Annotated in this window: 13 protein-coding genes; 3 read left to right on the top strand and 10 right to left on the bottom strand. The window is 73.3% G+C overall.

The window, feature by feature from the left end; all coding sequences use genetic code 11:
* Nucleotides 1–73: 73 nt before the first annotated feature.
* Together glnII and ACFWIA_RS04535 are read right to left on the bottom strand one after the other, a co-directional pair.
* Complete coding sequence (gene glnII, locus ACFWIA_RS04540; protein WP_387000319.1) at nt 74–1105, bottom strand: glutamine synthetase; 1032 nt, start codon at nt 1103–1105, stop codon at nt 74–76.
* Between the two features lie 119 nt (nt 1106–1224).
* Nucleotides 1225–1686 carry a MarR family winged helix-turn-helix transcriptional regulator gene (locus ACFWIA_RS04535; protein WP_387000317.1) on the bottom strand — a complete coding sequence of 154 codons (462 nt, stop codon included), beginning with the start codon at nt 1684–1686 and terminating at the stop codon, nt 1225–1227.
* A gap of 386 nt (nt 1687–2072) precedes the next feature.
* Here ACFWIA_RS04535 and ACFWIA_RS04530 point away from each other — a divergent pair, with 386 nt between their 5' ends.
* Both ACFWIA_RS04530 and ACFWIA_RS04525 read left to right on the top strand, forming a co-directional pair.
* Complete coding sequence (locus ACFWIA_RS04530; RefSeq protein WP_387000315.1) at nt 2073–2363, top strand: hypothetical protein; 291 nt, start codon at nt 2073–2075, stop codon at nt 2361–2363.
* 218 nt (nt 2364–2581) lie between these two features.
* Nucleotides 2582–3946 carry a DUF2252 domain-containing protein gene (locus ACFWIA_RS04525; protein ID WP_387000313.1) on the top strand — a complete coding sequence of 455 codons (1365 nt, stop codon included), beginning with the start codon at nt 2582–2584 and terminating at the stop codon, nt 3944–3946.
* Between the two features lie 24 nt (nt 3947–3970).
* Here ACFWIA_RS04525 and ACFWIA_RS04520 read toward each other — a convergent pair whose 3' ends face one another.
* The 3 genes from ACFWIA_RS04520 to ACFWIA_RS04510 form a co-directional block, all read right to left on the bottom strand.
* Entirely contained in the window at nt 3971–4351 is a 381-nt protein-coding gene (locus tag ACFWIA_RS04520; RefSeq protein ID WP_387000311.1) for a hypothetical protein, read from the bottom strand.
* Nucleotides 4348–4935 (bottom strand): TetR/AcrR family transcriptional regulator, encoded by a 588-nt coding sequence (locus ACFWIA_RS04515; RefSeq protein ID WP_387000309.1) that lies wholly within the window; start codon nt 4933–4935, stop codon nt 4348–4350. The genes ACFWIA_RS04520 and ACFWIA_RS04515 overlap by 4 nt, the downstream gene beginning before the upstream one ends.
* A gap of 62 nt (nt 4936–4997) precedes the next feature.
* Nucleotides 4998–5372, bottom strand: coding sequence for a hypothetical protein (locus ACFWIA_RS04510; protein WP_387000307.1), 375 nt, complete (start codon nt 5370–5372; stop codon nt 4998–5000).
* 101 nt (nt 5373–5473) lie between these two features.
* Between ACFWIA_RS04510 and sigJ the strand changes: the two genes are divergently transcribed.
* Nucleotides 5474–6394 carry an RNA polymerase sigma factor SigJ gene (gene sigJ, locus ACFWIA_RS04505; RefSeq protein ID WP_387000305.1) on the top strand — a complete coding sequence of 307 codons (921 nt, stop codon included), beginning with the start codon at nt 5474–5476 and terminating at the stop codon, nt 6392–6394.
* Nucleotides 6395–6457: 63 nt separating this feature from the next.
* On the opposite strand, the gene ACFWIA_RS04500 is transcribed toward sigJ, so the two are convergent.
* From ACFWIA_RS04500 to ACFWIA_RS04480, 5 genes are all read right to left on the bottom strand, one after another.
* A complete protein-coding gene (locus ACFWIA_RS04500; protein WP_387000303.1) occupies nt 6458–6919 on the bottom strand; it encodes a hypothetical protein in 462 nt (153 codons plus the stop codon).
* A 265-nt stretch (nt 6920–7184) separates the two neighbouring features.
* On the bottom strand, nt 7185–8183 hold the full coding sequence (meaB, locus tag ACFWIA_RS04495; RefSeq protein ID WP_387000301.1) for a methylmalonyl Co-A mutase-associated GTPase MeaB: 999 nt from the start codon (nt 8181–8183) through the stop codon (nt 7185–7187).
* Between the two features lie 3 nt (nt 8184–8186).
* Nucleotides 8187–10403 (bottom strand): methylmalonyl-CoA mutase, encoded by a 2217-nt coding sequence (gene scpA / locus ACFWIA_RS04490; RefSeq protein ID WP_387000298.1) that lies wholly within the window; start codon nt 10401–10403, stop codon nt 8187–8189.
* Nucleotides 10403–12256 carry a methylmalonyl-CoA mutase small subunit gene (gene mutA, locus ACFWIA_RS04485; RefSeq protein WP_387000295.1) on the bottom strand — a complete coding sequence of 618 codons (1854 nt, stop codon included), beginning with the start codon at nt 12254–12256 and terminating at the stop codon, nt 10403–10405. The genes scpA and mutA overlap by 1 nt, the downstream gene beginning before the upstream one ends.
* Nucleotides 12257–12474: 218 nt before the next feature.
* On the bottom strand, nt 12475–13143 hold the full coding sequence (locus ACFWIA_RS04480) for a class I SAM-dependent methyltransferase (protein WP_387000294.1): 669 nt from the start codon (nt 13141–13143) through the stop codon (nt 12475–12477).
* Nucleotides 13144–13312 lie beyond the last annotated feature (169 nt).

Below are 13312 nucleotides of genomic sequence, written 5' to 3'. Positions count from 1 at the left end.
GGTCGCCCCACGCGGGCGGGGCGCCCACCGGTCGCGGCGGGCGCCCCGGGGGAGCGTGACGGGTGGCGCGGGATCAGACCTGCCCGGCCTTCTCCAGCGCGGCGCAGCAGGTGTCGACCAGCAGGCGCGTGACGACGTACGGGTCCACGTTCGCGTTGGGGCGCCGGTCCTCGATGTAGCCCTTGCCCTCGTCCTTGACCTGCCACGGGATGCGGACGGACGCGCCGCGGTCGGAGACCCCGTACGAGTACTCGTTCCAGGGGGCCGTCTCGTGCAGGCCGGTCAGCCGGTCGTCGATGCCCGCCCCGTAGTTCTTGACGTGGTCCAGCGGCTTGGACCCCTCACCCAGCGACTCGCACGCGGTGATGATCGGGTCGTAGCCCTCGCGCATCGCCCGGGTCGAGAAGTTGGTGTGCGCGCCCGCACCGTTCCAGTCGCCCTTGACCGGCTTCGGGTCGAGGGTGGCCGACACGTCGAAGTCCTCCGCCGTGCGGTAGAGCAGCCAGCGGGCCACCCACAGCTGGTCCGAGACCTCCAGCGGGGCCAGCGGCCCGACCTGGAACTCCCACTGGCCGGGCATCACCTCGGCGTTGATGCCGGAGATCCCGAGGCCCGCCTTGAGACAGTTCTCCAGGTGCGCCTCCACGACGGGACGGCCGTGGATCTCGTCCGCGCCGACGCCGCAGTAGTAGCCGCCCTGCGGCGCGGGGAAGCCGCCGACGGGGAAGCCGAGCGGGCGCTCCCCCGCGAAGAAGGTGTACTCCTGCTCGATGCCGAAGATCGGCTCCTGCGCCGCGAACCGCTCGGCGACCTCGGCCAGCTCCGCCCGGGTGTTGGACGGGTGGGCGGTCAGGTCGGTGTTGAGGACCTCGCACAGCACCAGGACGTCGTCGCCGCCGCGGATCGGGTCCGGGCAGACGAACACGGGCCGCAGCACGCAGTCCGAGGAGCGGCCCTCGGCCTGGTTGGTGCTCGATCCGTCGAAGCCCCACAGCGGCAGCTCGGCGAGGCCCGCGGCGGAGCCCGGCATGATCTTCGTCTTCGAACGGAGCTTGGCCGTCGGCTCGGTGCCGTCGATCCAGATGTACTCGGCCTTGAACGTCACGGGACACATCCTTGGGGCGTCAGGACTGCGCGGTAGGTGCGGGTGCCGCGGGGGCGCGGTGCGTGACCGACGGTGTCAAGACGCGATTACCCGACGGTTGCCCGTAGGTGAACCCCGTGTTACCCGGCTGTTCCCCGTGCCGCGGCCAGCACCGCGGTGAGGAACTGTTGCACGGCGTCGAGCTGGTGGTCGTCGTACTCCTTGGCCAGCTCCGCGGACCGGTCGAGCAGGGGGGCGTGCACGGTCGCGGCGAGGGTGGCGGCCCGCTGTTCCAGGTCGATCAGCACCCGTCGGCGGTCCTGGCGGTCCGGGACCCGTCTGACGTGCCCGAGGTGTTCCAGCCGGTCGATGAGGGCGGTGGTCCCCGCGGAGTTCAGCCCGAGCCGGGACCCGAGCAGCCCCGCCGTCACGGGCGTACCGGCCCGTCGGGCGTCCAGGAGCCAGGCGAGGGCCCGTACGTCGGTGGGGTGCATGCCGTGCCGGGCGGCGAACCGCGCGTGCAGCGCGGTCAGCGCGGCCGAGGCCTCCCGCAGGAGCCGTACGGCGTCCCTTCCGGTGTCCTGTGGGCTCTGTCCGTCCATGCCGTCCTCCGCTGGTGTCGTGGACCCGCGCGGTGCTCCGGCTCCCGGGCCGGCGCGGTGTCCCGGGAGCCGGGCGGCCGTGCGGCTTGCGGTGACAGGTACGAATCAAGTGGGGGTGGTTGCTCAATGGGGGCGGCGAAACCCCGGGGTAACGAACGCCACACGTCGCGGGGGCCGGTTTCTGCGTCCCGCCGGCCGAAGTGCTTCCCGGGCGTGGTAATCGAACCCGGCTGGCGCCCCCCGGATCGTCGACGGGTGGCCGCCCTTGCCGCTGCGGTCTGACGGGCCATCGCATCCGGGCTGAGCAGGGGCTTTTGTCAGTGGTGGGCGGTAAAATGGAAGCAGTTCACGGGGGTTCGCGAGGAGCCCCCGACGGCGACAGGAGGATGTCCGTGCCCACTGCCGCACTCACGCACCAGACCCTGCCGATCGGCCTCCCGTGCACCCCGCTGCGGAAGCAGGCGCTGCCCGCCGGACGCCCGCGCGAGTGGTACGTCACCCACAACCGACGGCTCAAGGCCATGCGCCTGGCCATCGCCCTGCTCGACGCGGGCGTGTACGTCCCGAGCCAGGCGCCCAACCGCACGATCCGGTCCACCGCCGAGCGCGTCGGCATCCACCCGCCGTCGGACACCACGTGCCACATGGTCCGGGCGTTCATGCGCTACAGCCGCTGACCGCGGGCGGGGGAGCCGGTTCCGGCGGTTCCCCCGCCCCCACCCGTCCACCCGTCCCGCCCCCGGCTCCCGCCCCGCGGGGGCTCACCCGGATGCCGTACCGGCGGTGCGGCCCGTCGCGGGGTCCCGTTCACTGGGGACACCACGCGGCGTACCCCCGGGAGGCTGCCCATGCCGAGGACCCCCAGGACGCCCACCGCCCCTGCGCGGCGGGCGCCGTGAGCACCCCCGCCGGACCCCCGGCCGACCGGACGCCCCGCGCCCGCGCGACCCGGGGCCGCCGCGCCCGCAAACGGGTCCCGCGCAGCGCCCACGGCATGTGGATCCCGGCCGTCGGCCGCCCCGACCCGGTGGCCGTACTGGAACGCCAGGGCGCCGACCGGGTACCGGAACTGCTCCCCGTCCGCTACGGCAGGATGGTCCTGTCCCCCTTCGCGTTCCTCCGGGGCAGCGCCGCGATCATGGCGGCCGACCTCGCCGCCACGGACAACACCGGGCTCACCGTCCAACTCTGCGGCGACGCCCACCTGATGAACTTCGGGCTGTACGCCTCACCGGAACGCATCCAGCTCTTCGACGTGAACGACTTCGACGAGACGTTCCCCGGCCCGTTCGAGTGGGACGTCAAGCGCCTCGCCGTCAGCGCCGCCGTCGCCGCCCGGGACAACGGCCTCGGCAAGGGGCCCGCCCACCGCGCCGCGCGGGAGAGCGTCACCCGGTACCGCCTGATGATCCGCAAGCTCGCGGACCTCGGCGAACTGGACGTCTGGTACACGCACATCGACGCCGCCGGCATCGTCCGGCTGATCCGCCCCGGCAGCCGGGGACAGGCCCGGGCGACCTTCGCCCGGGCCCGCCGCCGCACCAGCCTCCAGGCCCTCGGCAAGCTCACCGAGGTGGTCGACGGCCGCCGGCGGATCGTCGACGATCCGCCGCTGGTCGAGCGGGTGGGCGGGCCGGACCTGACCGAGCTGCGCAAGGCCTTCAGCGACTACCGCTCCACCCTCACCGAGGAACGCCGCGCCCTCCTGGACCGGTACCGCTTCGTGGACGCCGCCCGCAAGGTCGTCGGGGTCGGCAGCGTCGGCACCCGCTGCTTCATCGTGCTGCTCACCGGGCGCGACGACGGCGACCCGCTGTTCCTCCAGATCAAGGAGGCGGCGCCGTCCGTCCTGGAGGAGCACCTGCCGAACGGCGTCTACGACCACCCCGGTCGCCGCGTGGTCGCCGGCCAGCGGTTGACGCAGGCCGCGAGCGACATCTTCCTCGGCTGGATGACCGGTTCGCACGGCCGGGCCTACTACTGGCGCCAGCTCCGGGACATGAAGGGCTCGGTCGACCTCGCCGCGCTGTCCGCAGGTCAACTGGTGCGCTACGCCGGTCTGTGCGGTGTCGCCCTGGCCCGCTCCCACGCCCGGTCCGGGGACCGGATCGCCCTCGCCGCCTACCTGGGCGCGGGCGACACCTTCGATCGGGCCGTCGCCGACTTCGCGCTGCGGTACGCGACCCAGAACGCGGCCGACCACTCGGCGTTGGAGGCGTCGATCGCGGCCGGCGTCATCGCGGCGGAGCCCGGCGTGTGACCCACCGGACCCCGCGGTCCTCCGTTAGGCGGCGCCCGCCACCGTCAGGACGCCGACCGGCAAGAGCAGCATCCACTGCGGCAGCCTGAGCAGCGGCTTCGGCCAGCCGACCGACAGCGTGACGACCAGGAAGGCGACCGCGTACGCGAGGAAGTGCGCAGCCACGAACCAGGCCGCCAGTCGGGTCGTCGACGTGTCGTCCGCCAGGGCGAGGTAGACCAGGGCGGCCACCGAGAGCACCAGGTCGACGCTCACCATGTGCCACACGGCGTGCAGCACGCCCCGGGGTTCGTCGGCGAGTCCGCCGGACAGCAGGGGGCGCACCACGTCCCGGTGGCCCGCGGTGATGTGCGTGACGGCCACGCCGGCCGCGGTGACGCCCGCAGTGAGGAACCAGCCGTTCACCGGACCTCGATCCCGCCGGCCGTGACGGCGGCCAGCCGGCCGGCCAGCGCCCGGTCGGGCTCCTGTCCGACCAGGCCGACGTGGAAGAACACGGCCCCGGCCAGCATGTCCAGGACCAGGTCCACGGGGGTGTCGTCCGCGATCTCCCCGCGGGCCGCGGCCCGCTCGAAGACGATCGACAGCCGCTCCTTCGCCGGGGCGAGGAAGTCGCCGCGGATGCGCGCCCTGAGCCCCGGGTCGGCGGCGAAGTCGGCGAGCAGCCCCGGGAGCGCCGCTGCGGCGCCGGGTGCGCCGAATTCGTCGACCAGTGCCTGCACCAGCGCGGTCAGGTCTCCGGTCAGCGTTCCGGTGTCGGGGGCCGGAGCGCGGTCGGTGGTCGTGAACACGGCCTCGTAGACCAGGTCCGGCTTGCCCCGCCACCGCCGGTAGACCGTGTCCTTGCCGACGCCGGCGCGGGCGGCCACCGCCCCGATCGAGGTCGCCGCGTAACCGACCTCGCTCACCAGCTCGGTGGCCGCGCGGACGATCGCCTCGTGCGAGCGGGCATCCCTGGGACGTCCCCGGGGGGACGGAGAGGAACTCATGGCATTTACGATACGGGTCGACCCGTATCGTAATCAACCCCCGGGGGACGTCCCCCGGAGCGTCACCGTTGCGGACGGGCCAGCGCCAGCAGGCTCAGGCCGAACATCAGGACGCCCAGGGGGAAGTGGACCGACGGGACGTGCGCGATGCCGACCGCGACCTGGACCGAGGCGAGCACCAGGAAGCCGGACGCGTGCCAGACGGCCCGGGGCGAGCCGCCGCCCCGCTTCCACGCCAGCACCGCGGCGAGCACGTACAGCATCGACGCCCCGTACATCACCCGGGCTCCGACGTCGTGCAGCACCTCCCCGTAGGACGAGGTCAGCAGCAGTCCCGCGGAGACCGCCTGGAGGAAGACGGTCAAGGTCTGCACGGCGATCGCGACCCGGAGGAACGAGGGCCTGCGCCGTGCGTGCGCCGTCAGCTGGGTCGCCATGTCGAAGTCCCCTTGTCCGCCCTCGGGCAGTAGATCGATAAGGTCTCACCAGTCCGACGACGCGGGCCTGCGAAAGGTAAGGCGAGGGGGCGACCGGGAGCATGGGGAGGGGCGAGGCCGGCAGGGACGGGACGGTCGACGAACGAGGCCGACTGATCAACGTCGCCTACCGGTTGCTCGGTTCGTTGACCGAGGCCGAGGACGCCGTACAGGACGCCTACGCGCGCTGGTACGCGCTGCCGCGCAGCCGGCGGGCGGAGATCCGTTCCCCCGGCGCCTGGTTGACGACGGTGACCAGCCGCATCTGTCTGGACCTGCTCGGCTCGGCGCGGGCCCGCCGGGAACGTTACGTCGGCGCCTGGCTGCCCGAACCGCTCCCCGACCGCACCACCGGGGCGGACCGTGCGGGCGCCGCCGCCCCCACCGGCCCCGAGGACCCCGCCGACCGGATCGTCCTGGACGAGTCGGTGACCATGGCCTTCCTCGTCGTCCTGGAGTCGATGACGCCCGCCGAGCGGGTGGCGTTCGTCCTGCACGACGTCTTCCGGTACCCGTTCGCCGAGATCGCCGACGTCCTCGACCGGACCCCCGCGGCCTGCAAGCAGTTGGCGGCCTCCGCCCGACGGCGGGTGGGCGCGGTGCGCACTCCGGTGCCGGCGACCGGCCGGGCCGCCGTGGTGAGACACGTCAAGGAGGCGTGGCAGGCCAAGGACATCGCGACCCTCGTCGGCCTGCTCGACCCGGCCGCCGTGATGACCGCCGACGGCGGCGGCCTGGTCGGCACCGCGCTGCGCCCGGTCGAAGGCGGCGCGCGCATCGCGGCGTACCTGGTCGCCATCGCCGACCGGGCGCCGGGGCTCGAACTCCTGGAGCGGTCGGTCAACGGGGTGCCCGGCCTGGTCGCCCGACGGGCCGGCGTCGTCGTGACCGTGGCCGCGTTCGACGTCCGTGACGGACGGATCGACCGGATCTGGGCGGTCCGCAACCCGGAGAAGCTGCGGCCCTGGGTGCGCGAGGACTGAGCCCGTGCCCGGCAGCGGTCCGTGCGGGGCGACCGCCCCGCACGGACCGTCCTGCGGGAACCGTCAGAGGAGACCGTCCTCCTGCCGCGGAGTGCTGCACAGCGCCCAGATCACGAAGACGCCGATGGCGATGCTGATCAGCGCCCACAACGGCTGGTAGGGAAGCCAGATGAAGTTGAGGACGATGCTCAGCGCGGCCAACCCGACGCCCACCGCACGGGCCCAGTCGGCGCCCTTGAGGATGCCGTAGCCCACCACCGCCACGAGCACGCCGAGGACGATGTGGATCCAGCCCCAGGTGGTCAGGCTGAACTCGAACACGTAGTCGCCGACGCGGGCGTACACATCGTCCTCGGCGACCGCCGCGATGCCGTTCAGGACCGCCAGCACGCCGGAGACCAGCATCAGGACCCCGGCGAAGACGGTCCCTCCGGTGACCCAGTCGGCACCGGAGGACTTCCGGTGCTGCGGGGGTGTCCCGCCGGTCCCCGGGGTGCCCGCCGGCGGAGGTGTGGTGCTGCTCATGGGGTTCTCCCCTCGAAGCGCGGCCCTCGGCGCTGAGCGGTGGTCCCCGACCGGGGGACCACCGAGGGCCCGGTGCCCCGAGCGTGTGACGCCCGGCCGCCGGTGGCGAACGGAGTACCGCCGAACGGGTGAAAGACCGACCGGGTCGCCGCGCACAGGAGTAAGAGCCCGCCAGCGGGGTAACGGGCGCCCGTCCCGTACCGCACGGGGAGTGACCGCCCGGGCGCGGCAGCCGCCGGCCCGGTGGGCGACCGCCCCGCAGCGCCTACCCGGTGGGCTCCCCGCCCCGCAGCGCCTCCAGGATGCGCTCCGCGGCCAGCGTCGCGGTCAGCTCCCCGCGGCGCACCTGCTGCTCCAGGCCCGGTGCCAGTGCCCGTACCGCGGGATCGGTGCGCAACCTCCCCAACACCTCGTCGTGGACCATCGACCAGGTCCAGTCGACCTGCTGCTCCCGACGCTTGGCGGCCAGCGCCCCCGTGGAGTCGAGCAGCGCGCGGTGCGCCTCCACCCGCTCCCACACGGTGTCCAGACCGGTGCCCTCCCGGGCACTGCAACTCAACACCGGGGCCGACCACGCCGCGTCCGGCGACTGCAACAGCCGCAGCGCACCCGCCAGTTCACGGGCCGCGGCCCGCGCGTCCCGCTCGTGCGGGCCGTCCGCCTTGTTCACGGCGATCACGTCCGCCAGCTCCAGGACGCCCTTCTTGATGCCCTGCAACTGGTCCCCGGTCCGCGCCAGCGACAGCAGCAGGAACGTGTCCACCATGTTCGCGACGGCCGTCTCCGACTGCCCGACGCCCACCGTCTCCACCAACACCACGTCGTACCCGGCGGCCTCCATCACCACGATGGACTCCCGGGTGGCCTTGGCCACCCCGCCGAGCGTGCCCGCGGTGGGGGAGGGGCGCACGAACGCCGCCGGGTCCACCGACAGCCGCTCCATCCGCGTCTTGTCCCCGAGGATCGAGCCGCCCGTCCGGGTGGACGAGGGGTCGACCGCGAGCACCGCGACCCGGTGCCCCAGCCCCGTCAGCATCGTCCCCAGCGCATCGATGAACGTGGACTTGCCGACGCCCGGGACCCCGCTGATGCCGACCCGCCGGGCCCGCCCCGCGTACGGCAGCAGCGCGGTCAGCAGCTCCTGGGCGCGTGCCCGGTGGTCGGCCCGGGTCGACTCCACCAGCGTGATCGCCCGCGCCACGGACGCCCGCCGGCCCTCGCGCACGCCCCGTACGTAGTCGTCGAGATCGATCGTCCTCACCATGGACTACCGACTCACCGCTTCCCCGGACTCGTGCCCGAGCTGCTCCGCCAGCCGGTCCACCAGGTCGTAGGCCGCATCCGGGATGACCGTGCCGGGCGGGAACACCGCCGTCGCACCCGCCTCGTGGAGCGCCGGGACGTCCTGCGGCGGGATCACCCCACCGACCACGATCATGATGTCCTCGCGGCCCTCGCGCGCCAGCTCCTCCCGCAGCGCCGGGACGAGCGTGAGGTGCCCCGCGGCCAGCGACGACACCCCGACGATGTGCACGTCCGCCTCGACGGCCTGCCGGGCGACCTCCGCCGGGGTCTGGAACAGCGGGCCCACGTCGACGTCGAAGCCGAGGTCCGCGAACGCCGTCGCGATCACCTTCTGCCCCCGGTCGTGGCCGTCCTGGCCCATCTTGGCGACCAGGATGCGCGGCCGGCGCCCCTCGGCCTCCTCGAAGGAACCCACCAGGGCCCGGGTGCGTTCCACGGACGGCGACTGACCTGCTTCGGTGCGGTACACACCGGAAATCGTACGGATCTGACCCGCGTGCCGCCCGTACACCTTCTCCAACGCGTCCGAGATCTCCCCGACCGTCGCCTTCGCCCGGGCCGCGTCCACCGCCAGGGCCAGCAGATTGCCCTCCAGATCCGGGCCGGGGGTCCGTCCGGCGGCGTGGGTGAGGGCGCGCAGCGCGTCCTGACACACCGCCTCGTCCCGCTCCGCGCGCAGCCGACGCAACTGGTCGATCTGCCGTTCCCGCACCGAGGAGTTGTCGACCTTCAGCACCTCGATCTGCTCGTCGGTCTCCACCCGGTACTTGTTGACGCCGATCACCGGCTGCCGCCCCGAGTCGATCCGCGCCTGGGTGCGGGCCGCCGCCTCCTCGACCCGCAGCTTCGGGATGCCCGCGTCGATGGCCTGGGCCATGCCGCCCGCCGCCTCGACCTCCTGGATGTGCGCCCACGTCCGACGCGCCAGGTCGTACGTCAACTTCTCCACGTACGCACTGCCGCCCCACGGGTCGATGACCCGGGTGGTGCCCGACTCCTGCTGGATCAGCAACTGCGTGTTGCGGGCGATCCGCGCGGAGAAGTCCGTCGGCAGCGCCAACGCCTCGTCCAGCGCGTTGGTGTGCAGCGACTGGGTGTGCCCCTGGGTCGCCGCCATCGCCTCCACACAGGTGCGCGTCACGTTGTTGAACACGTCCTGCGCGGTCAGCGACCAGCCGGAGGTCTGCGAATGGGTGCGCAACGAAAGCGACTTGGGATTCTCGGGGCCGAACTCCCGCACCAGCCGGGCCCACAGCAGCCGGGCCGCCCGCAGCTTGGCGATCTCCATGAAGAAGTTCATGCCGATCGCCCAGAAGAACGACAACCGGGGCGCGAACGCGTCCACGTCCAGGCCCGCCCCGCGGCCCGCCCGCAGGTACTCGACCCCGTCCGCCAGGGTGTACGCCAACTCCAGGTCGGCCGTCGCGCCGGCCTCCTGTATGTGGTACCCGGAGATGGAGATCGAGTTGTAGCGGGGCATCCGCCGCGAGGTGAACGCGAAGATGTCGGAGATGATCCGCATCGACGGCTTCGGCGGATAGATGTACGTGTTGCGGACCATGAACTCCTTGAGGATGTCGTTCTGGATGGTCCCGGCCAGCTTCTCGGGCGGTACGCCCTGCTCCTCGGCGGCCACGATGTACAGCGCCAGCACCGGCAGCACCGCGCCGTTCATCGTCATCGACACGGTCATCCGGTCCAACGGGATGCCGTCGAACAACTGCCGCATGTCGTAGATCGAGTCGATGGCGACCCCGGCCATCCCCACGTCACCCGTGACCCGGGGGTGGTCGCTGTCGTACCCCCGGTGCGTCGGCAGGTCGAACGCGACCGACAGGCCCTTCTGCCCGGCGGCGAGGTTGCGCCGGTAGAACGCGTTGGACTCCTCCGCCGTCGAGAACCCCGCGTACTGCCGGATCGTCCACGGCTGGTTGACGTACATCGTCGGGTACGGGCCCCGCAGGTACGGGGCGACGCCCGGGTAGGTGCCCAGGAAGTCGAGGCCCTCCAGGTCCCGCCCGGTGTACAGCGGCTGCACCGGGATGCCCTCCGGCGTCTCCCACCGCAGGTCGCCCTCGTCCTTGCCGGTGGACTCCTTCACCGCCGTCCGCCACTGCTCCTCGGAGCCCGAGCCGGGCCCGCCGGTCAGGTCGATGCCGGTGAAGTCGGGGATCGTCATCACGACACTCCCAGGAAGTCGAGGACGGAGGTCAAGGTGGCCACCGCGTCACAGCCGGCGAAGACGTGACCGTCCACGCCCGGGTGGTCGCCCGGGCGACCCGCGAGGAGCACCCGCCCGGCCCCCGCGGTCCGGAGGGCGGCGGCCACCGCCGGCGCCTCCTCCTCGTAGCGCGCGTCACTGGAACACAGACAGGCGAGCGAGGCCCCGCTCGCGGCGAACGCGGCGCCGACCGACTCCGCGTCCACCGTCACCGGATCGTGCACCGGCTCGATCCCGCCGGCCTGGAAGAGGTTCGCCGCGAAGGTGACCCGCGCGGTGTGCGCGGCGGCCGGACCCAGCGCCGCGAGGAACACCTTCGGCCGGGCGCCCGTCGCCGCCAGGTGCGCGTCCGAACGGGCCCGCAGCACCTCGTACGCCTCGTCCCTGCGCACCCGCGGCAGCCCCCCGGACGGCGGCGCGGGATGCGCCTGTCGCTCCACGGTCCGCTCCGCCAGCAGCGGGAACTCACTGACGCCCGTCACCGGCTCCCGCCGGGTGGCGAGCCGCCGGGAGCGCACCGCCCAGGTCCCGGCCAGCCGCTCGGCGACGAACCCGGACCGCAGTGCCGCGCCCAGCCCGCCCGCGCGCTCCACCGTCCGGAAGAACTCCCAGCCCAGATGGGCGAGTTCATCGGTCAACCGCTCCACGTACCAGGAGCCGCCCGCCGGGTCGATCACCCGCGCCAGATGCGACTCCTCCAACAGGATCGTCGACGTGTTCCGGGCGATGCGCCGCGCGAACGCGTCCGGCAGCCCGATCGCCTCGTCGAACGGCGTCACCGTCACGGCGTCCGCCCCGCCGACCCCGGCCCCCAGACAGGCGAGCGTCGTCCGCAGCATGTTCACCCACGGGTCGCGCCGGGTCATCATCACCGACGACGTCACCGCGTGCTGCCGCTGCGCCCCGGCGGCGCCCGGCACGCCCGACACCTCGGCGACCCGGGCCCACAGCCGCCGCGCGGCCCGGAACTTGGCGATCGTCAGGAACTGGTCGGCGCTCGCCGCGTACCGGAACTCCAGTTGCCCGCACGCCTGTTCCGCGGTCAGCCCGGCGTCCGTGAGCAGCCGCAGGTACGCGACCCCGGTCGCCAGCGAGAGGCCCAGCTCCTCGGCCGCCGAGCCGCCGGCCTCGTGGTACGGCAGCGCATCCACGGTCAGGGCCCGCACGCCCGGCCAGTGCGCGACCGCGTCCCGGGCCAGCTCGACCGCGTCGTCGGTGGCGAGCTCCCGACCGGTGCGGGCCTCGTGCCCCAGCGGATCGGCGCCCAACACCGCCCGGGCCTCGGTGGGCCGCACCCCGCACTCGCCGTACAGCTCCCACAGCGCCCGACCGGCCGCCCCGTACGCGTCACCGGCGTCGAGGACGATCGGCGCGAGGTCCAGGTACACCCCGTCCAGCGCCCGCCCGAGCCCGTCGACGGGGATGCCGCCCCGGCCCACGGCGAGCCACAGCGAGGTGACCCCGTTCTCCAGGTCGGCGAGCACCGCCTCGTTGACCCGTGCCGGGTCGCTCCCGGCGTGCCGCTGCCGCACGTCCCACCCGTCGGGTGCCACGCCTTCGGCGCGCCCGCCCCGCACGAAGGGCGCGAAGCCGGGGAACCCGGTGTCGGCCACCGCGTCCCTCGGGGTGTAGAGAGGCCGGGTACTGAGCCCGTTCTCCAACGTCGTGGACAGTGCTTTCTCAGCGTCGTCGCCCGAGGCTTCCTTGCCCGACTTGCGCAGTACGCCCTCCACGAGGCGTTGCCACTGCTCATGGGTCGCGTCAGGGAACTCGGCGGCCAGCGAAAGCCCGTCGTCAGGCAGGACCGTCATGCCCAGATGCTAGGGCCTCACGCTAAAGGCACGCAGCGGCACGGGTTGTGATGTTTTACTCAGGAAGATGGTGTATCTGGGGGTGTTTGTCCCCCAGGGTGTGGTGGGCGTTCCCACCCCGTCACCAGGCCGAGTCGCCCGTCAACGGGGTACGAGGAGCAGCCCCACCACGCGAAACGCACCCGCGCCCGCCGCGCACCGGGACCTGACGGGGGGCGTCAGATGGCCCTCGCGGTGACGAGGAGGGTGCCGATGTGGCCGGGCTGCGGAGCGTCGAGCACCCGGGCGTGCACGTCCCCGAACCCGGCGTCGCGGAGGAAACGCTCCCAGGTCCCGGGGGTGTAGCTGTAGCGGTACGTGAACATGGCGGGCCCCGCGAAGCCACCCTTGTACATGCCCTGGGGTCCGTAGGCGCCGGGGATGGCGGGCGGTTGCGAGAAGGCGAAGGTGCCACCCGGGTTGAGGGCCTCCGCGACGAGCGGGAAGAGCCGTTCGGGGTCGGTGAACCAGACGGCCCCGAAGATCGAGTACACCGCGTCGTAGGTGCGCTGCCCACCGGCCAGGTGGGCGAGCACCTCGGCGCAGACGAACTCGGCGCCCGAGTGCCCGTACCGCTCGGCGCACCGGGCCACGGCGACCGGCGAGAGGTCCACCCCGGTCGCCTTCACCCCGCGCCCGGCGAGGTGGGCCACCGCCCGACCGGTGCCGGAGCCGATCTCCAGCGCGGTGCTCGGGGCGCCGAGCAGCTCCGGGCCGGGGTCGGCCGGGTGCTCCCGGTACTGCGTCCACCGGAACACCGGTTCGTCGTCGGACGGGTCCTTCCCCGCCCGCTCGGCAAAGGCGTCCCACAGGGCGCGCTCGTGCGCGTAGTTGTGCGGTGCGGTCATGGCGACGCCCTCCGGGGAACGGGGCCCACCGCCGTGGTGCCGGTGGGGGACCACACCCTAGGGCGGCCGGCCGGTCCGGCGGCGGAGGTCCGGCCCGGGTCATCCGCCCGTGCGGTGCCGTTCGGGTTCCGCGCGGCCCGGACGACGAAGCCCCCGCCCCGGCTCGGGA

It is taken from the genome of Streptomyces sp. NPDC127068 (assembly GCF_042724695.1).
Taxonomy (GTDB): Bacteria; Actinomycetota; Actinomycetes; order Streptomycetales; family Streptomycetaceae; genus Streptomyces.
This window is presented reverse-complemented; position numbering and strand designations above follow the sequence as displayed.

What these genes read in the sequence shown, in the direction of transcription:
- mutA (WP_387000295.1), bottom strand. Translation starts at nt 12,256, where the DNA reads ATGACGGTCCTGCCTGACGACGGGCTTTCGCTGGCCGCCGAGTTCCCT.
- ACFWIA_RS04535 (WP_387000317.1), bottom strand. Translation starts at nt 1,686, where the DNA reads ATGGACGGACAGAGCCCACAGGACACCGGAAGGGACGCCGTACGGCTC.
- scpA (WP_387000298.1), bottom strand. Translation starts at nt 10,403, where the DNA reads ATGACGATCCCCGACTTCACCGGCATCGACCTGACCGGCGGGCCCGGC.
- ACFWIA_RS04510 (WP_387000307.1), bottom strand. Translation starts at nt 5,372, where the DNA reads ATGGCGACCCAGCTGACGGCGCACGCACGGCGCAGGCCCTCGTTCCTC.
- ACFWIA_RS04480 (WP_387000294.1), bottom strand. Translation starts at nt 13,143, where the DNA reads ATGACCGCACCGCACAACTACGCGCACGAGCGCGCCCTGTGGGACGCC.
- sigJ (WP_387000305.1), top strand. Translation starts at nt 5,474, where the DNA reads ATGGGGAGGGGCGAGGCCGGCAGGGACGGGACGGTCGACGAACGAGGC.
- ACFWIA_RS04530 (WP_387000315.1), top strand. Translation starts at nt 2,073, where the DNA reads ATGTCCGTGCCCACTGCCGCACTCACGCACCAGACCCTGCCGATCGGC.
- ACFWIA_RS04500 (WP_387000303.1), bottom strand. Translation starts at nt 6,919, where the DNA reads ATGAGCAGCACCACACCTCCGCCGGCGGGCACCCCGGGGACCGGCGGG.
- ACFWIA_RS04515 (WP_387000309.1), bottom strand. Translation starts at nt 4,935, where the DNA reads ATGAGTTCCTCTCCGTCCCCCCGGGGACGTCCCAGGGATGCCCGCTCG.
- meaB (WP_387000301.1), bottom strand. Translation starts at nt 8,183, where the DNA reads ATGGTGAGGACGATCGATCTCGACGACTACGTACGGGGCGTGCGCGAG.